The organism is Streptomyces sp. NPDC004732, assembly GCF_040609235.1.
Lineage (GTDB): Bacteria > Actinomycetota > Actinomycetes > Streptomycetales > Streptomycetaceae > Streptomyces.
In genome coordinates, this window is record NZ_JBEXJR010000030.1 from 1 (window position 1) to 17,426 (window position 17,426).

Here is a 17,426-nt window from a genome sequence, read left to right on the forward strand (position 1 = left end):
GTCGGCGGGCTTGTCGGCGGCGGGCGCGGGCGCCGCGGCGGGCGTGCCGGGGGAGGGCAGCGGATACTCGTCCGGCACGGCGACGGCGTCCGGCTCCTCGCCCGCGTCGGGTGCCCCGGCGGTGTCCGGTGCCACGGCGCCTGGCGCCCCGGCCGCGTCCGGCCGCTCGGGAAGGTCGCCGCCCGCCGAGTCCGTGCCCGCCAGGTCCGTCGGCAGATGCGTGGGCACCGGTGTGTCAGTGCTGTCGAGCTCCGGCGCGACGGGCCACTCGGAGGCCTCCCCGCCCGCGGCGGCGGCCCGCACGGACCCGTCGGACCCGCCGGATCCGTTGGGGGAAACGTCCGGCCGCGGCGGCACCGCGGACAGGTCGAATCCGCACGCACCGCAATACAGGTCACCCGACTCCAGCGGCTCCTCACAGCTGGGGCAGGCAGACAGCTGGGGCATCTGCGACATACTCACACCCACGTCCGGGGGCGGAAACGGTTGGCCCGTTCCACCAGTTCGATCCTCTCCTCGCCACCCTGAGCGAGCCGGGCAAGTGTCCGGTACGAACGCTCCAGACCGAACCGGAGGCCGCGCTCGTCCAGGTCGCTGCCGAGCAGTACGGTCCGCGTTCCGGTGGAGGCCGGTGGCGCGGAGACGTGACCAGAGTGCCTACCGGAGAGTACCCAGTCGAGCGCCGTCCCCAGAACCTCGGTCGACAGGCGCTCCCTGCGCACTGCGTCGAGCCCGAAGCCCGCAAGTGCCTCGATCTGCCCCGCGGCGGCCGTCAGCTCGTCCAGGAAGGCGACGCCCGAAGGGGCCGCCGTGTCCGACGTCATACGGTGACGCAGCCGCGCCCGCACCGCGGCGACCCGGGCCGCGGTGTAGTGGATGGAGGACTCCGGCACCGACTCCAGGGTGCGCACGGACCCCGCCCGGTCACCGGCCGCGAGCTGCACGCGGGCCAGGCCGAACGCCGCGCTCACATAGCTCGGGTCGGTCGTCCACACCAGGCGGTAGTACTCGGCGGCGTTGTCCAGCTGGCCGAGGACCTCCGCGATGACGCCGAGCGCCAGCTTCGGCGCGGGCTCGCCGGGGAACGCGTCGTAGACCGCGTCGAAGGAGAGCGCGGAGTTCTCGAAGTCGCCGGTCGCCAGGGCCGCGACGCCCCGGTACCAGACCACCCGCCAGTCGTCCGGGTGCTGTTGTTCCAGCTCGGCAAGTGCCTGGGCGGCGGGCGTCAGCTCCCCCATGGCGAGCCGGGCGCGCAGACCGCGCAGCTGCAGCTCCAGGGAGTCCGCGGGCGCCGTGCCGAGCGCGGTGATCAGCTCGGCGGGCGCGGCCGCGATGAGACCCGCGAGGAACCCGGCGTTCGGGTCGTTCGGGTCGACCAGGGGCACGGGCAGCGCGAGGGCGGTCGCGGCGGAGTCGACCCCCCGCACGATCCCCGCGGTTCCGGAGCCTCCGGTTTCGGAGCCCCCAGTTCCGGAGCCCCCGATTCCGGAACCCGGAGGAAGCGCCCTGCCGTTCCCCCGGGCGGTGAGCTCGGCGCGGGCCCCCAGCCGGGACACCTCGCCGTTCGACTCGGCCAGCAGCTCCGTGTCCGGCACCTTCACCTCGGGCCCGAACAGCGTGGAGAGCGCGGGCCGCGGCAGCCCCGTCTGCAGCGCCACGACCTCCCGCAGGACACCGGTCAGCTGCTCGGCCATCTCCTGCGCGGAGGCGAACCTGCGGGCCGGGTCCGGGTCCGTGGCGCGGACCAGGAGCCGGTAGAACGACTCGTACGTCCGGAAGACCTCGATGTTGTCGGGGTCGGGCAGGGAGTCCACGAACACGTTCGTATAGCCCTGGAAGTCGAAGGTCAGGACGGCGAGGGTGCGGGCGACGGTGTAGAGGTCGGAGGCGACCGAGGGGCCCGCCTCCGCGACCTCGGGGGCCTGGTAGCCGACCGTGCCGTAGATCGCGGACTCGTCGTCGTCCATCCTGCGGACCGCGCCCATGTCGATGAGCTTGAGCTGGCCCTCGGTCTGGATGGCGTTGTCGACCTTGAAGTCGCAGTACAGGAGCTTGCGGCTGTGCAGATGACCCAGGGCGTCCAGCGCCTCGATGCCGTACGCGCAGGCCTGCTCGACCGGCAGCGGATCGCGCCTGCCCGCCTCCGTGCGGCGGCCGTTGGCGATCTCCTTCAGGGACTTGCCGCCGACGTACTCCATGACGATGTACCCGTCCATGGAGCCGGTGCGCTGGTCGAGGTGCTCGACGAAGTTGTAGATGCGGACGATGTTGGAGTGCTCGATCTCGGCGAGGAAGCGCCGCTCGGAGATCGCCGCGGCCATCGCGTCCTGGTCGCCCGTGTCGAGCAGGCCCTTGAGGACCACCCACCGGTCGGACACCGCGCGGTCGATGGCCAGATAGACCCAGCCGAGGCCGCCGTGCGCCAGGCAGCCCACGACCTCGTACTGCCCGTGCACGATGTCGCCGCGGTCCAGCTTCGGCACGAAGGAGTAGGGGTGCCCGCACTTGGTGCAGAACCCCTCGGTGCGGCCCGGGCGCTCGCCGCGCGCGCGGCCCACCGGCGCCCCGCAGTCGGAGCGCGAGCAGAACCGCTTCCGCTCGGGCACCTCGGGGTTCTCCTGCACCGCCTCGCGCGGGTCGGGGCGCGGCACGTCCGGCACGGTGACCAGGCCGACGCCGAGCCGCCCGCGGGCCGAGGAACCGGCCGCCGAGCCCGAGCTGCGCACCGACACCGAGCGGGACGTCGAACTGCCGGTCAGGGAGCGGGAGAGCCGCCCCGACACCGACCGGCGCGAGGACTGCGAACGCGACGAGCGGGAGCTCCTCGCGGACTGCGACGACGACCGGGCGCTCGAGCTGCTGGAGCCCCGCGAGCCCCGGCCACCTGCCGTGAGCCCGGTCGGGGACGATGCGACCATGCCGTTCGGCGCGACGACGGGGGCAAGACCGCAGGTGTCGCAGTACAGCTCACCGCCGCCGAAGTCGTCGTAACTACCCGTGCACTTGGGCCGCTGACATTCTCGCCGGCTCATGATTCCCCCGTCCGGTCGGTGGGCCCGCCCTGCTGCGGAACCCTCGGCACGAGCACTTCGGCGGCGGCCTGCTGATAGCGGAGGACCGCCTGCTCGGCCACCCGGAGATCGCAGGGCGCGCTCCACAGCATCCGGCGTGCCGCGTCGTACCGCTCGATGAGGAGCGGGTCCTCGGCGTGGCCGTGCCGGGCCACCTTCGCCTTGTACGCGTCCAGGCGGCCGCGCAGCTCGGCGCGGACCGCGAGCGGCGCCGTGACGGCCGTCAACGACTCGCGGGCGCGCAGCAGTTCGTCCTCGGCCTTCTGCTCCAGGGACTCCAGGAGCGGGGAGAGACGGTGCCACTGTGCGTGCCTGCGGTAGTCCGAAGCCATCGCCAGCTGCTCCTGGAGCGCGGTCGGCGGGCCGCTGACCGCGGGCACCTCGGAGGCGGCGATCTTCGCGAGGACCTCGCCGCGCGCGGAGCGTGCCTCGGCGAGGGTGCGGTCCGCGCGGGAGAGCACGTCGCGCAGCCTGCCGAGGCGGGCCTCCGCGTCCTGCCGGACGGTGAGCACCGCCTCGATCTCGCGGCGCACCTCTTCGAGCGCGCGGGCCTCCCTGTCGTACCGCTCGGTGTGCGGGCGGCCGCCGCCGGGGGCCGAACTGCCCTCCGCGCGCCGCCAGAAGGCGAGCGGGTCGGAGACCACCTGCTCGCGCAGCGTGGTCAGGGTGCGGGTGATGCGCTCCAGGTCGTCACCGGAGGGGTGCTCCCCGGGACGTACGCCGACGGAGTGCGCCAGTTGGCGGGTGCGGTTCAGCTCGGCGGCGAGCAGGTCGATGCGGGCGGGCAGCGCGGACCACACCGCGTCGGCGGTGACGACCATGTCGAGGGAGTGCGCGTACAGGTCGTTCATGCGCGTCACGAGCTCTTCGAGGGTGAAGCGCTCGGTGAGCTTGGCGGGTCCGGTGAGCGAGGGGGAGGTGCCGGACGAGGTGCCGCCCGCGACCGTCACGGACTCGCCGCGCAGCAGCTCCGTCAGCTCGGCGAGGTCGTCCCTGCTGGGCCAGCGCCTGCGCTCGCGCACGTCGTGGGCGGTGCGCAGGGCGCCCGCGTACGCGTCGAAGTAGGCCCAGAGCAGCGTGATCCGGCCCTCCGTGGCCGCCCAGCGCTCCTCGGTGACGCCGGTGAGCCTGGCGCCTTCCAGGAGGCGGCGCCCTGCGTGGTCCTGGAGGGCGAGGAGCGAGGTCTCGATCGCCTCGTGCTCGGCGTCGAGCCGCGCCAGCGCACGGTCCACCTCGTCCCGGTCCATCACCGGACCGGGGGGTCCCGCGACGCTCATCGATCACCTCTCCGCTCTGCGTTGCCCCGGGTTCTCGGTAGTTGAGCCCCAGACGTAACTCTCCAGTGTTATCAGGTCGGTTGTCGGCTCCGGATCAGTCCCTGTACTCCGGGGCCGGGGGCCCCGAGGACTTGCCGAGGCCTTCCTTCAGCCACTTGTCGTAGGACTTCTGCCAGCCGCCGTCCTTGCGGTAGTCGTCGAGGACCTTGTTGACCCGGCGGACCAAGTCGTCCGAGCCCTTCTTCATCGCCACGGCGTAGTGCTCGGTGGTGAACGGCTCGTCGCCCTTGAGTTCGACCGTCGGGTCCTGTGCGGCCTGGCCCGCGGCGAGGGCGCTGTCGGTCACCACGGCGTCCACCTCGCCGAGCTGCAGCCGGACCAGGCAGTCGAGCTGGTTGGGCACGGTGGTGGTGATGTCGGCGGAGTAGTTCTTCTTCTTGAGCTCCTCCTCGGCGATGGAGCCGGAGGCCGAGCAGATCTTCTTGCCGGTGATCGACGGGCCGTACCCCGTGATGTCGGACTTCTTCGGGGCGAGGAGCTGCTGGCCCGTCTCGAAGTACCCGGTGGAGAAGTCGACGTCCTTCAGGCGCTCGCAGTTGACCGTCATCGTGCGGACGACCATGTCGACCTGGCCGCTCTGGATCGCGGGGATGCGCTGGTTGGTGGGTATGGCGCGGAAGACGACGGCATCGCGGTCGCCGAAGATCTCCTCGGCGATCTCGCGCGCGAGGTCGATGTCGAAGCCCTCCAGCTCGCCGCCCTTCTTGTTCGGGTCGCGGTAGCCCCAGCGGTAGCTGTTCTGGTCGACGCCGACGATCAGCTTCTTGACCTTGCGGTTCTTGATCTGCTCGATCGTCGGGCCGTCCTTGGGCGAGGGGCTCAGGCTGCGGTCGTTGCAGTCGTCGGCGTCCGCACGCGCGGGCGCGGCCACCGTGGAGCCGCGGCCGCCCTGCGTCACGACGCCGTCGTCGTCTCCCTTGTCGCCCCGGTCCGGCAGGACCAGGACGAGCGATCCCGCCAGGGCGCAGGCGAGACCCATCGCGCCCACACCGCCCCAGCCGCGCAGTCCGGCAGTGCCGCGTCGCGTCCGCATCGTCTGCGCGCCTCCTCTCACCTCTGACCCCATCACCGGTACTCCGAAAGCCTGTGTCCGATGCCGAGCACGGCGCCCGCCGCGGCGAGGACCGCGAGGACGGCGGCACCGATGGCGAGGCCGCTCATGGCGCCCCTGCCGTCCTTGGCCGCCTGCTTGAACTCGCGCTGCTCGTGGGCCAGGGCCTGGTCCAGGGCCGCGTCCACGTTGTCGAAGCACTCGCCGGTCGGCTGGTCGCTCTTGGCGCCGATCACCTTGTCGAGCGCGCCCTGGTAGTCACCGGAGTCGTCGCTGGAGCGGGCCACCTTGTGGCGGTCCTTCCAGACGCCCACGTTCTTCACGGCCTCGGCGACCGGGTTCTCGCCCGCGTCGTCGTTGGCGAGGGCGGCCGCCCTGCCGAGCAGCCCGCTCTCGGCGTCGCCCAGCTGCTTCATCTGCGCGCGGTAGGCGACGTCGAACTTGTCCTCCGACTTGCCGTCCACCTCGGTGGTCTCGGCGCCGCGGCTGACCAGCGTCAGGTTCTCGTTGCCACGCGCCTTCAGCGAGCTGATGCGGGCGTCGTTGAGGACGTTCAGCGAGCGCACGCCGTTGTCGTACGAGTCGTTGAGCCCCGAGCGGGCGAAGGTGTGGCCGACGACGAGCCAGAGCAGCACGACCGTGCCTGCCGCCGTCGCGGCGACCAGGCCGTGGTTGAACACCCGGTTCGTACGGCGGTAGTTGCGGTGCTGGGCCCAGCCGAGCGCGCCGAGCGCGAGGACGCCGAGGGCGATGGCGAACCAGGGGTACGGCTTCGCGTTTCCGTAGTCGTCGCTGAGCCGTTCGTTCTCCGCCTTGTAGAGCTTCTCGGCGGCCGGGAGCATCTTCGTCTGCATCTTGTCGTTCGCGTACCGCAGATAGGCGCCGCCCAGCGGCAGGCCCTGGCGGTTGTTGGCGCGGGCGCGCTCGATCAGGCCCGTGTACTCGGGCAGGAGCTTGTTCAGCTCGCCGACGGAGGCCGCCGACGACGAGTCCGAGCCCGCGTTCGACGCGGCGGTCGCCAGCTTCTCCGAGGCCCGCTTGATGTCGCGTTCGTAGCGCGCGCGGACGGCGGCCGGTTCCTGGCCGCCCGCGAGGAAGCCGCTGGACGCGGCGGTGTTGGCGTCGGCAAGCGAGCGGTAGATGGCCGCCGCGTCGGCGCTCAGCGGCTGGCTGCGGCCCAGCACGTCGTCCGCGGCGGCCGAGCGCTCCGTCATCTGCCAGGTGGTGACCGCGCCGAACGCGACGACGATCAGGGCCAGTACGGCACCGATGATGCGCAGCCTGCCCGGCTCCGTGGTCGCCGCGGCGCGCAGCCGGTCGACGCCCTCGGACCAGGCGGTGCGGCGTGCGGTGGCGGCGGCGGGCGGTGCGGCCGGGGTGCCGGGCACCTGGGGCGGCACGGTGGGCATCGTCGGCGCGGGCCGCTCCGGAGCCTGCGCGGGCGCGGCCGGTGCCTGCCCCGGCGGGCCCGGAGGCACCGAGCCGCCGTTCGGCGGATGTGTCACCTTGCCTCGACCTCCCCCTCGGTCATCGGACGCTGGTCTCCGCCCGGCGCGTGCGGAGCGGGAAGAAGTACACGGCCGCAAGTATTGCCGCAGGGACCGACATCCGCACAGGCCTTGACTCGATCTTGTACGGATCCCTGCCCTTGAACACGAGATTGGGAGGTGTTCGGTTCCCGCCCGCGCACACGGCGCAGGCGGGAAGCGGTCAGTTCGGGCTCGCGCCGCCCTCGTAATGCGCCCGTACGCGCGCATGCACCTCGGCCGGGGCCGCCACCTGGTCGAGGCCCAGGAGCGCCGCGCCGAGCACGGGCCGTGCGGCGACCACCTGCGGCACCGCCTTGGGCGCCCGCTCGGCGAGCAACTCCCGCACGCGGTCGTCCAGTTGCGGATGGCGCGCGGCGAGGACGCTGCCGCCGAGCAGTACCGGGGCCTCCTCGTCGAGCAGGTCGAGCCGGTCCAGGGCCACCGTCGCCATGGCCACGACCTCGTCGGCCATCCGCTCCACCACCGACCTGGCCACGGCGTCCCCCGCGGCCGCGGTGGCGAACAGGACCGGCGTCAGCTCGTGCCGCCTGACCGGCGCCACCCGGCCCAGGTGCAGGGCCTCGATCAGCGCGTACATCGACGTCAGACCGAAGTGCGCGGGCAGCGTCTCGCGCAGCGCGGTCGCGGGTCCGCGGCCGTCCTCGGCGCGCGCCGCGTGCCACAGGGCCTCCTCGGCGAGGGCGCCGCCCCCGCCCCAGTCGCCGGAGATCCGGCCGATGGCGGGGAAGCGGGCGGTGCGCCCGTCCGGGAGCATGCCGACGCAGTTGATGCCCGCGCCGCACACCACGGCGACGCCGCGCGGCTCCGCGTCCTCCCGGAGCCCGGCGCGCAGGATCGCGAAGGTGTCGTTGCGCACGTCGACCGAAGGCCCCCACGCGCGCCGGTGCAGGGCGTCCGCCAACTCCCGCTCCTCCACCGGGAGATCGGCGTTGGCGAGGCAGGCGGACACGTGCCCGACGGAGTCGGCACCCGCCTCCGCGAGGGCCCGCGTCACGGCCTCCGCCAGGATGTCCACCGCGGTCTCCACGCCGACCTGGGGTGGTTGGAACCCGCCGCCGCGGGCCGTGCCGACGATGCGTCCGTCGGCCGCGACCACCGCGACGTCGGTCTTGCTGTTGCCCGCGTCGATGGCGAGCACGCTCGTGCCTACGCCCACGCCAGGTGCTCCCGGTTGTGAGCGACGAGGCTGTCGGTGAGCTGCTCGGCGTACGCGTACTGCCCGATCAGCGGGTGGGCGAGCAGCGCCTTGAAGACGCGCTCGCGGCCGCCGTGCACGGCCGCCTGCAGCGCCAGGTCCTCGTAGGCGGTGACGTTCGCGATGAGCCCGGCGTACAGCGGGTCGAGCTTCGGCACGGCCAGGGGCCGCGCGCCCGAGCCGTCCACCGCGGCCTGCACCTCGATGACCGCGTCGTCGGGCAGGAACGGCAGCGTGCCGTTGTTGACGGTGTTCACCACCTGGTACGGGCTGCCGCCGTTGCCGAGCAGCGACGCCGCCAGGTCCACGGCCGCCTCCGAATAGAAGGCGCCGCCGCGCTTGGCGAGCAGCTCCGGCTTCTCGTCGAGCGCCGGGTCGCCGTACATCTCCAGCAACTGCTTCTCCATCTCGGCGACCTCGGCGGCCCGCGACGGCTTGGTCCGCAGCTCCTCGACGACGGCGTCGTGCTGGTAGTAGTAGCGCAGGTAGTACGAGGGGACGACGCCGAGCCGGTCGACGATGGCGCGCGGCATGCGCAGGTCCTCGGCGACCGCGTCGCCGTGCTCGGCGAGCAGCTTCGGCAGGATGTCGGCGCCCTCGGGGCCTCCGAGACGTACGCCGGTCTCCCACGTGAGGTGGTTGAGGCCGACGTGGTCCAGGTGCACCTCGCCCGGGGCGACGTCGAGCAGCTTCGCGAACTTCCGCTGGAAGCCGATCGCCACGTTGCACAGCCCGACGGCCTTGTGACCGGCCTGCAGCAGCGCCCGCGTGACGATGCCCACGGGGTTGGTGAAGTCGATGATCCAGGCGTTCGGGTTGGTCCTGCGCACGCGCTCGGCGATGTCGAGGACGACGGGCACCGTGCGCAGCGCCTTCGCCAGACCGCCCGCGCCGGTGGTCTCCTGGCCGACGCAGCCGCACTCCAGCGGCCACGTCTCGTCCTGGTTGCGGGCGGCCTGTCCGCCCACGCGCAGCTGGAGCAGCACGGCGTCGGCGTCCGCGACGCCCGCGTCCACGTCGGACGTGGTGACGATGCGGCCCGGGTGCCCCTGCTTGGCGAAGATGCGCCGCGCGAGGCCGCCCACCAGCTCCAGGCGGTCGGCGGCCGGGTCCACGAGGACCAGTTCCTCGATCGGCAGGGAGTCCCTCAACCGCGCGAATCCATCGATGAGTTCGGGTGTGTAGGTCGACCCTCCGCCGACCACTGCGAGCTTCATATCGGTTCTCAGCCCTTTACTCCGGTGAGGGTGACGCCTTCGACGAAGGCCTTTTGTGCGAAGAAGAAGATGATGATGACGGGGGCCATGACGAGCAGCGTCGCGGCCATGGTCATGTTCCAGTTGACGCTGTGGGCGCTCTTGAACGACTCCAGGCCGTAACTCAGCGTCCAGGCGCCGGGGTTCTGTGCCGCGTAGATCTGCGGACCGAAGTAGTCGTTCCAGCAGTAGAAGAACTGGAAGAGCGCGATGGCGGTGATGCCGGGCTTGGCCATGGGCACCACGATCTTCACCATGGTGCGGAACTCCCCGCAGCCGTCGACCTTCGCCGACTCGATGTACTCCTTGGGGATGGTGAGGAGGAACTGCCGCAGCAGGAAGATCGAGTACGCGTCACCGAACGCCATCGGAATGATCAGAGGCCACAAGGTGCCCGACAGATGGAACTGCTGGGCCCACACCAGATACATCGGGATCACGATGACCTGCGGCGGCAGCATCATCGTCGAGATGACGAGCAGCATCGCGGTACGCCTGCCGCGGAAGCGGAACTTGGCGAGCGCGTACGCCACGGGGATCGCCGAGCAGACCGTGAAGAGGGTGCCGAGCCCCGCGTACATCAGCGAGTTGCGCCACCAGTCGAGGAAGCCCGGCGTTTCGAACACGGCCTTGTAGTTCGACCAGTGCCAGGAGTCGGGCCACAGGTCGCCGCTCATGGCCTGCGAGTCGCTCATCACCGACGTCAGGAAGACGAAGACGAACGGCAGGACGAAGAGCAGCGCGACGGCTATCGCGATGCTGTGCACGGCGATCCAGTGCAGGATCCGCTTGCGGCGGGCGCGGGCGGCGGCGGGGCCCCGGTTCGGGGAGGTCCGTTCGGGCGTCGACGCCGACGCGGGCGCGCTGAGAGTCGTGGAAGTCATCGAAGTCCTCAGTCCTCCGCCGAGAGCAGCCCGGAGCGCTTGCGCATCAGGAGCATCGTCACGGCCATGGCGATGGCGAAGAGCACGAGCGAAAGCACGCACGCGGCACCGGTGTTGAAGTTCTGGAAGCCCATCTGGTAGACGAGCTGGGGGACCGTGAGGGTCGAGTGGTCCGGGTAGCCGGGCTGGATGACCGAGCCGGGGCCGATGTTGACGCCGGATGCGACCTTCCCCGCGACCAGGGCCTGCGTGTAGTACTGCATGGTCTGCACGACGCCCGTGACCACCGCGAACATCACGATCGGCGTGATCGAGGGCCAGGTGACGTAGCGGAACTTGGCGAACGGGCCCGCGCCGTCCAGCTCGGCGGCCTCGTACTGCTCCTTGGGTACGTCGAGCAGCGCGGCCATGAAGATCACCATCAGGTCGCCGATGCCCCACAGGGAGAGCAGCACCAGCGAGGGCTTGGCGGTGTCCGGGTCGTTGAACCAGTTGGGCCCGGAGATGCCGATGGAGCCGAGGATCTCGTTCACGGGGCCCGAGCCCGGGTTGAGCAGGAAGACGAAGGCGACGGTGGCGGCCACCGGCGGCGCGAGATACGGCAGGTAGAAGGCGGTGCGGAAGAACCCCGCCCCCGTCTTGATCTTCGTGATCAGCAGCCCGAGCGAGAGCCCGAAGACCACCCGCACGGCCACCATGATCACGACGAGCCAGAGGGTGTTCCGCAGGGCGGGCCCGAACAGGGGCATCTGCTCGAACACGTAGTGCCAGTTCCTGAGGCCCACGAAGGTGGGCTCCTTGATCTGGTTGTAGTGCATGAACGAGAAGTAGACGGTGGCGATCAGCGGGTACGCGAAGAAGACGCTGAAGCCGACCAGCCAGGGGGACAGGAACCCGAGCGTGCGCAGTCGGCGGCGCGCGGGGTTGGAGAGGGACAGTGCCATGGGTCGGGGTCCTCAGCTCTTCAGCTCTTCGACTGGAGGGTGTCGGCGTCGATCTGTTCGTCGAGCTTCTTCAGGCCCTTGCGCAGGTCGGAGACGCGCCCGGCCTCCACGGAGTACGCGAAGTCCATCAGCGAGACGACGTAGGCGCCGCCGTTGACGGAGGGCGGCAGGGCCTTGCTGTGCTTGCTCTGCAGGATGTCGAAGAAGGTCCGGAAGGTCGGATCCGCGTCCAGGTCGGGCGACTTGAGCGCCGCGAACGTGGAGGGCACGTTGTGGATGGCGTTCGCGAAGTTCACGACCTGCTTGGTGTCCGCGGTCAGGAACCGCACCAGCTCCCAGGCGGCGTTCTGGTGCTTGCTGCTGTGCGCGATACCGGCGACGGTGCCGGTGATGAAGCCGCGCCCGTACGCCTCGGGCTGGTCGTCGGGGACGGGCAGCGGCGCCACGCCCCAGTTGAACTTCGCCTTCGCCTCGTTCAGCATCAGCCCGCGCCACTCACCGTCCAGGTGCATGGCGACCTTCCCGGTGAGGAAGGCGTTCTGGCTGGACATCTCGTCGCCGAACGACATCCGGAACTTCTCCAGGTCGTTGAACCCGCCCTGGGCGTCCGCCAGTTGACCTGCTGTCTTGAAGAACTTGTACGTCGAGGGCTCGTCGGCGAGCCGCGAATCGCCCTTGGCGTCGAAGTACTCGGGGCCCCACTGGGCGAAGAGGCGGTCCGGGCTGTTCTGGTAGAAGCGGAAGTTGGGCATGTACCCGACCTGCTCGTACGAGTCCTTGCCCTTGCGCACGGTCAGCTTCTTGGCGACCTTCTTGAACTCGGACATCGTGCGCGGTGGCCGCTCGATGCCCGCCTTCTCGAACGCGTCCTTGTTGTAGTACATCCCGAAGGCGTCCGCGAGCAGCGGAAGGGCGCACTGGCTGCCGTGGTAGCTCGTGTAGTCGAGCAGCGTCTTGGGGAAGGTCTTGCGCTTGTCGAGGCCGGTCTTCTTCATGAACGGATCGAGGTCCGTCCACATCCCGGAGTCGCAGTACTGGCCCACGTTGTTGGTGGTGAACGAGGACACCACGTCCGGGGCCTTGTCGCCGCCCGCCCGCAGGGCCTGGTTGATGGTCTCGTCGGAGACGTTCCCGGTGGCCTTGACCTTGATGTTCGGGTGCAGTTTCTCGAACCGGTCGATGCTGTCGTTGACGGCCTTGACCTCGCCGGGCGTCGCCCAGCCGTGCCAGAACTTGAGGGTGACCGGCGCCTTCGGGTCGTCGTTCGCGCTGCCGACGCTCGGGTTGGCGCAGCCGGAGAGCAACAGACCGGCTGCGGCGAGCGCCGCGGACGCGCAGGTGGGCATGCGCCATCGCGGCATGGCGGACTTCCTTTTCGGGGGAGGGGAGGTTGCTTGCGGGCGGTGGGAGGGGGGGAGAGGCGGAGGTCAGGCCGTGTCGAAGACCTGGTCGCGGGCCTGGGTGAGGGCCGAGCGCAGGGCGCCGGTGAGGATGGGGTCGCCGTCGAGTTCGCTGATGCGGATCTGCGGCCGGGGCAGTGCGAGCCCGGTGAGTTCCTCCTCGACGCGGACCCGCAGCTTGTCGCCACCGGCCTGGGCGACGGCTCCGGACAACACGACGAGTTCGGGGTCGACGACGGCGACGACCGCGGCGATGCCGGTGGCGATGCGCCGGGCGACCTCGTCGAGTGCGGCGTCGTCGGCCATGACCTCGGCCAACGTCGCGCCGCCGCCGGTGAGTTCGCGCACGACGTACGCGGAGACGAGGCTCTCGAAGCCGCCGTCGCCGCCGCCGCTCGCCGAGCCGCTGCCCGCCGATCCACCGCGCACCAGCGGGGCGCCCGGCAGCGGCATGTACCCGATCTCGCCCGCGCCGCCGGTGGCGCCGCGCAGCAGGGTGCCACCGAGCACGATGGCGGCGCCCACGCCTTCGTCGAGCCAGGTCAGCACGTAGTTGTCGAAGTCCTGGGCGGCCCCCTCGTACTGCTCGGCGACCGCGGCCAGGTTGACGTCGTTCTCGATGGCGACGGGCGTGCCGAGGACGGCGGCGAGGTCGTCGCGCAGCGTCCGCGAGTGCCAGCCCGGCAGGTGCGGGGCGTACCGCAGCTGGGCGGTGTGCGGGTCGATGGCGCCGGGGGTGCCGATCACCGCCGCCCGCAGGTCGTCGTGGCCGAGGCTCGCCTGGCGGAGCGCCCCGTCGACGGCCTCCGCGACCAGCTGTGCGGTGCGGTGCCGGACGTCCTCGGCGACGGCGTCAGCCTCGACGCGCTCCCTGCCGAGGACGGTGCCGGTGATGTCGGCGACGAGGGCGGTGATGCCGGTGGGGTCGGCGGAGAGTGCGGCGACGTGGCCCGCGCCCGGGTTGATCTCGTACAGCAGGGCGTTGGGGCCCGGGCGGCCGCTGAGGCTGCCGGTGGTGTGCACGAGGGCGGCCGCTTCGAGGCGGCCGAGGAGCTGTGAGGTGGTGGGCTTCGACAGGCCGGTCAGCTCGCCGATGCGGGTGCGGGTGAGGGGGCCGTGGGCGACCAGCAGGTCCAGCACGGCGCGGTCGTTCATGGCGCGCAGGACGCGTGGGGTTCCCGGGGTACCCGGAGTTCCGGGGGTGCTGCCTGCTGCCATGCCGACACCTGCCTCTCGCTGCCTGTACGTCGACGGCCACCGTCGACGGTCGCCGTCACCGACAGCCGCTAACTGTTAGGAAACTTTCCAATTGGTGAGGACCGTACGGCTGGCGTGAATGGGGCGTCAATAGCGGATGCTTCCCCGGCAACCAAGTCGTTACCTGTGGGGGTGGGGTGTTGCACGGGGTGCACTTGGGGCGTGTTGGCGGGGGTGGGCGAGAGATCGACACCACTTATCCTCACGTCTGTTCGACACGTCTGTTCGACCGACCAGCAGGACGACCGGGGGACCAATCACCATGACCAGTGAGACCGAGGGCAGCCTCGATGACGGGGACGAGAGCCTCGACGGCGGCATCAAGCCGCTGACCGCGGCGGACCCCGCCCGGTTCGGGCCCTATCTGCTGCTCGGCAGGCTCGGCGCGGGCGGCATGGGGCGGGTCTACCTCGCCCGCTCCGAGAGCGGCCGCACCGTCGCGGTGAAGGTCGTCCACGAGGAACATGTCTCGGACGCCCAGTTCAGAGCCCGTTTCCGGCGCGAGATCGACGCCGCGCGGCGCGTCGGCGAGCGCTACACGGCGCCCGTGCTCGACGCGGACCCGGACGCCGACCTGCCCTGGGTCGCCACGGGGTACGTCCCCGGGCTCTCCCTCGAACAAGTCGTACGCGGCCACGGCCCGCTGCCCGCGAAGTCCGTCCTCACGCTCGCCGACGGACTCCTGCACGCGCTCAAGGACATCCACTCGGCAGGGATCGTCCACCGCGACCTCAAACCGTCCAACGTGATGCTGACCGTCGAGGGCCCGCGCGTCATCGACTTCGGCATCGCCCGCGCGATGCAGACCTCCGTCGAGTCGCTCCTCACCAGCACCGGCATGGTCATCGGTTCGCCCGGCTTCATGGCGCCCGAGCAGATCCGGGGCCAGAGCGCGGGCCCCAAGAGCGATGTGTTCACGTTGGGTTGCGTCCTGACGTACGCCGCGACGGGCGCGCTGCCCTTCGGACGCGGCGCCGGCAACCAGCACGCGGTCATGTACCAGATCGTCGAGGCCGAGCCCGACCTCGACGCGGTGGCCGACGACGACCTGCGGGCGCTCATAGCCCGCTGCCTCGCCAAGGAGGTGGACGAACGCGCGGACCTGGACGAGCTGTTGGCGGCCGCCGAGGAGGCGCGCCCGCTGCCGTCCCAGGCGTCGTGGCTGCCCGCCGACGTCGTCACGCGCCTCGCCCAGCAGGCGGCGCGGCTCCTGGACGCGGAGTCTTCGGCGCCGGTACGGGAGGCGGCGCCGGTCGCGGTCGACCGGGAGACGGCGCGGCTGCGGGCGGGGGCCGGGGCGGGAGTCGCCGAGGTGGCGGCGGTGACGGGCGGGTCCGCAGCGAGTGCTCCCACCGGGGAGCGGAACCGGCGTCGCCGCCCCCTCGTGATCGCGCTCCCGGTCGTGGCCGTGATCTCCGTCGGCGGTGGCACGGTCGCGGTGCTGCAGCCGTTCAGCGGCGACGGCGACGACAGTGCGTCGCCGCCGTCGAGCAGTGCGCCGGTGACGCCGGGCCCGAACGCGTCGCGGTCGCCCGGGGATTCACCGTCGAAGGATGACAAGTCCAAGTCCAAGGACAAGGGGAAGAAGGACAAGAAGGGCGACGACGGGGAGAAGGGCGCGGACGGAGCGGACGGCGTGAACGGGGCGGACAGCGGCGGAGGCAAAGACTCCGACGACTCCGACGACTCCGACGACTCGGACGGCTCCAAGGACGGCGGCTCCGGCACGTCGCCCGGGGACACGTCAGACGACGCCTCCGGTTCCGGTTCGGGTTCCGGTTCAGGGGACGGCGGCTCGTCGGGATCAGGAGGCGGAGGCGGCGGCGCCGTGCCCACGTTCTTCGCGGGGGCCTGGAAGTTCGGCGGCGACTTCAACATCGGGCAGCCCGACTCGGTGACGATCTCCCGCAGCGGTGCCGTACGGCTGACCATGGAGAAGCAGGCCGAGTGCACGTACGCGGCGAAGGTGACGTCGTCCGGGAGCCAGGGGAGCCGGATCAACGTCGGCACGGCGACGTTCGTGGGCAGCCGTCCGCCCACCTGCTACCCGACGTTGGACCCCTCGTACTTCACCATCAACGGCAGCGGGATCCAGCACAACGTGGGCCCCTCCCACGGGGAGGGGTACTACTACGCCCGCGACTGACCTGGGCCAGTCGCGGGCGTAGAGGTAGGGCGGGGTGTTACTGCGCGCCGCCCTGGCCCGCGCTGCCGATCGGGAAGACCTTGACCGGGGTGCCGGAGCCGTCGGTGACGGGGAGGGAGCCGGCGCCGGGCCACTCCATGGAGAACGACTTCGTCTCGCCGGGCGGGGTCACGACGAGGCTGGTGACCTTGACGCCGGAGCCGCCCGAGTCGTTGACCGGGTAGCCGACGCTGAAGGACACCGACTCGCCGCTCTTGAGGGTCATCGGGCTGGCGCCCTGGCCCGAGCGCGTGGCGGAGAGGGAGCCCGCGCTGGTCTTCAGGTCGACGCCCGCGAAGCCGGACAGGCCGCAGTCCGCGCCGCCGTTCTTGAACGTCACCGCGATGGAGCCGTCGGTGTCGCCGTCGATGGTGCTGTCCGACGCGGTGATGTCCAGGTCGTCGGTGCGGCACTTGCCGCCCTTGCCGCTCTGACCGGAGCCGGAGCCGGAGCCGGAGCCCGCGGAGTCCTTGCCCGCAGGGGCGGGCTTCTCGCCGCCGGAGTCCTTGCCCGCGGTGTCCTGCCCGCCGCCCTGCTCCGAACCGCCGCCCGAGGAGGCGGCGGAGTCCGAGGACGAGTCGCCGCTCGCGACGTCGTCGCCGTTGCAGGCCGTGAGCGAGAGGCTCGCGGCGAGGGCCAGGGCGGCGAAGGTGGTGAGCTTGCGAACGCGCATCGTATTTTCCCTCAGCGTTGGTTGGTGGTGGTGCCGGGCTGCTCGGCACCAAGCGGTACGAGCGAGCGTTACTGACCACCAGGACAGCCCGGGCCAGGCGAACCGTTCCGCTCAACTTCCGCCTAAGACACTCCTGTTACAGGCCGGGCGGCGTCGGCGTGCGCAGCCGACCGACACGGGACCGGCCCTTCCACGCCCTCTCCGCACCCCTCTTGTGCGCCGTCGGGCGCGGAAAATGGGGGTCGAACGCGGGTTCGTCACGTCACTCTGGAGTGGTTGACCGGTGGCCCGGGGCGGTGGTTCCGGTAGCCGCTCGGCACTTCTTCCCTGTCACCGCGCGCTGGGACAGTTCCGTTACTCGGCGGATCTTGACCCCAAGACGAGGGCTGTCTCCCTACCTGGGGGCCGACGCAGCGTCCCGGCAGGGGTGGCGCCGATGCAGGCCCGTGCCTCACCCTGCATGCTCGCCTCTCCTGGCTTGGTCTCGGGTAGTCCGGTGTTACGCAAGGGAGTTGGTGTAGGCCCGCACCGGATGGTCACCGGGGCCGCCCGGTTTTTTGCGGAGTGTGGCGGTTCCGGGCCGGGAGTAAAGGGCGCTCCTGCGTCGCGTCGGCTGCGCCGAT

At 71.3% G+C, this 17,426-nt stretch carries 12 protein-coding genes and 1 pseudogene; 1 reads left to right on the forward strand and 12 read right to left on the reverse strand.

All coding sequences use genetic code 11. The features are described from left to right. The 11 genes and pseudogenes from ABZV77_RS42335 to ABZV77_RS42385 form a co-directional block, all read right to left on the reverse strand. Positions 1-447 (reverse strand): annotated as a pseudogene (locus ABZV77_RS42335) (serine/threonine-protein phosphatase); the annotation flags it as partial. An 11-nt stretch (positions 448-458) separates the two neighbouring features. Beyond that, positions 459-3,032 carry a tetratricopeptide repeat protein gene (locus ABZV77_RS42340; protein WP_356268691.1) on the reverse strand — a complete coding sequence of 858 codons (2,574 nt, stop codon included), beginning with the start codon at positions 3,030-3,032 and terminating at the stop codon, positions 459-461. After that, positions 3,029-4,348 (reverse strand): hypothetical protein, encoded by a 1,320-nt coding sequence (locus ABZV77_RS42345; protein WP_356268693.1) that lies wholly within the window; start codon positions 4,346-4,348, stop codon positions 3,029-3,031. Before ABZV77_RS42345 ends, ABZV77_RS42340 begins: the two co-directional genes overlap by 4 nt. Before the next feature lie 94 nt (positions 4,349-4,442). Further along, positions 4,443-5,441 carry a glutamate ABC transporter substrate-binding protein gene (locus tag ABZV77_RS42350; RefSeq protein WP_356268694.1) on the reverse strand — a complete coding sequence of 333 codons (999 nt, stop codon included), beginning with the start codon at positions 5,439-5,441 and terminating at the stop codon, positions 4,443-4,445. A gap of 32 nt (positions 5,442-5,473) precedes the next feature. Then, on the reverse strand, positions 5,474-6,964 hold the full coding sequence (locus ABZV77_RS42355; RefSeq protein WP_356268696.1) for a hypothetical protein: 1,491 nt from the start codon (positions 6,962-6,964) through the stop codon (positions 5,474-5,476). Positions 6,965-7,169: 205 nt separating this feature from the next. Then, positions 7,170-8,165, reverse strand: a complete 996-nt coding sequence (locus ABZV77_RS42360; RefSeq protein ID WP_356268698.1) for a BadF/BadG/BcrA/BcrD ATPase family protein — start codon at positions 8,163-8,165, stop codon at positions 7,170-7,172. Continuing rightward, on the reverse strand, positions 8,156-9,421 hold the full coding sequence (locus ABZV77_RS42365) for a 6-phospho-beta-glucosidase (protein ID WP_356268700.1): 1,266 nt from the start codon (positions 9,419-9,421) through the stop codon (positions 8,156-8,158). The genes ABZV77_RS42360 and ABZV77_RS42365 overlap by 10 nt, the downstream gene beginning before the upstream one ends. A gap of 8 nt (positions 9,422-9,429) precedes the next feature. Further along, entirely contained in the window at positions 9,430-10,344 is a 915-nt protein-coding gene (locus ABZV77_RS42370) for a carbohydrate ABC transporter permease (RefSeq protein ID WP_356268702.1), read from the reverse strand. Positions 10,345-10,352: 8 nt separating this feature from the next. Further along, on the reverse strand, positions 10,353-11,288 hold the full coding sequence (locus tag ABZV77_RS42375; protein WP_356268703.1) for a sugar ABC transporter permease: 936 nt from the start codon (positions 11,286-11,288) through the stop codon (positions 10,353-10,355). 20 nt (positions 11,289-11,308) lie between these two features. Next, entirely contained in the window at positions 11,309-12,649 is a 1,341-nt protein-coding gene (locus tag ABZV77_RS42380) for an ABC transporter substrate-binding protein (RefSeq protein ID WP_356268705.1), read from the reverse strand. A gap of 66 nt (positions 12,650-12,715) precedes the next feature. Continuing rightward, positions 12,716-13,906 carry an ROK family transcriptional regulator gene (locus ABZV77_RS42385; protein WP_356268707.1) on the reverse strand — a complete coding sequence of 397 codons (1,191 nt, stop codon included), beginning with the start codon at positions 13,904-13,906 and terminating at the stop codon, positions 12,716-12,718. A gap of 301 nt (positions 13,907-14,207) precedes the next feature. Between ABZV77_RS42385 and ABZV77_RS42390 the strand changes: the two genes are divergently transcribed. Then, positions 14,208-16,091 carry a serine/threonine-protein kinase gene (locus tag ABZV77_RS42390; protein ID WP_356268709.1) on the forward strand — a complete coding sequence of 628 codons (1,884 nt, stop codon included), beginning with the start codon at positions 14,208-14,210 and terminating at the stop codon, positions 16,089-16,091. Between the two features lie 37 nt (positions 16,092-16,128). On the opposite strand, the gene ABZV77_RS42395 is transcribed toward ABZV77_RS42390, so the two are convergent. Next, the gene (locus ABZV77_RS42395) at positions 16,129-16,803 is read right to left on the reverse strand and encodes a DUF4232 domain-containing protein (protein ID WP_356268710.1); all 675 of its coding nucleotides are present in this window, start codon (positions 16,801-16,803) and stop codon (positions 16,129-16,131) included. Positions 16,804-17,426: the final 623 nt, after the last annotated feature.

Excerpts from the sequence above, each read along its gene's own strand:
- ABZV77_RS42365 (WP_356268700.1), bottom strand. The coding sequence starts at position 9,421 with ATGAAGCTCGCAGTGGTCGGCGGAGGGTCGACCTACACACCCGAACTC.
- ABZV77_RS42345 (WP_356268693.1), bottom strand. The coding sequence starts at position 4,348 with ATGAGCGTCGCGGGACCCCCCGGTCCGGTGATGGACCGGGACGAGGTG.
- ABZV77_RS42390 (WP_356268709.1), top strand. The coding sequence starts at position 14,208 with ATGACCAGTGAGACCGAGGGCAGCCTCGATGACGGGGACGAGAGCCTC.
- ABZV77_RS42350 (WP_356268694.1), bottom strand. The coding sequence starts at position 5,441 with ATGCGGACGCGACGCGGCACTGCCGGACTGCGCGGCTGGGGCGGTGTG.
- ABZV77_RS42370 (WP_356268702.1), bottom strand. The coding sequence starts at position 10,344 with ATGACTTCCACGACTCTCAGCGCGCCCGCGTCGGCGTCGACGCCCGAA.
- ABZV77_RS42375 (WP_356268703.1), bottom strand. The coding sequence starts at position 11,288 with ATGGCACTGTCCCTCTCCAACCCCGCGCGCCGCCGACTGCGCACGCTC.
- ABZV77_RS42395 (WP_356268710.1), bottom strand. The coding sequence starts at position 16,803 with ATGCGCGTTCGCAAGCTCACCACCTTCGCCGCCCTGGCCCTCGCCGCG.
- ABZV77_RS42340 (WP_356268691.1), bottom strand. The coding sequence starts at position 3,032 with ATGAGCCGGCGAGAATGTCAGCGGCCCAAGTGCACGGGTAGTTACGAC.
- ABZV77_RS42380 (WP_356268705.1), bottom strand. The coding sequence starts at position 12,649 with ATGCCGCGATGGCGCATGCCCACCTGCGCGTCCGCGGCGCTCGCCGCA.
- ABZV77_RS42385 (WP_356268707.1), bottom strand. The coding sequence starts at position 13,906 with ATGGCAGCAGGCAGCACCCCCGGAACTCCGGGTACCCCGGGAACCCCA.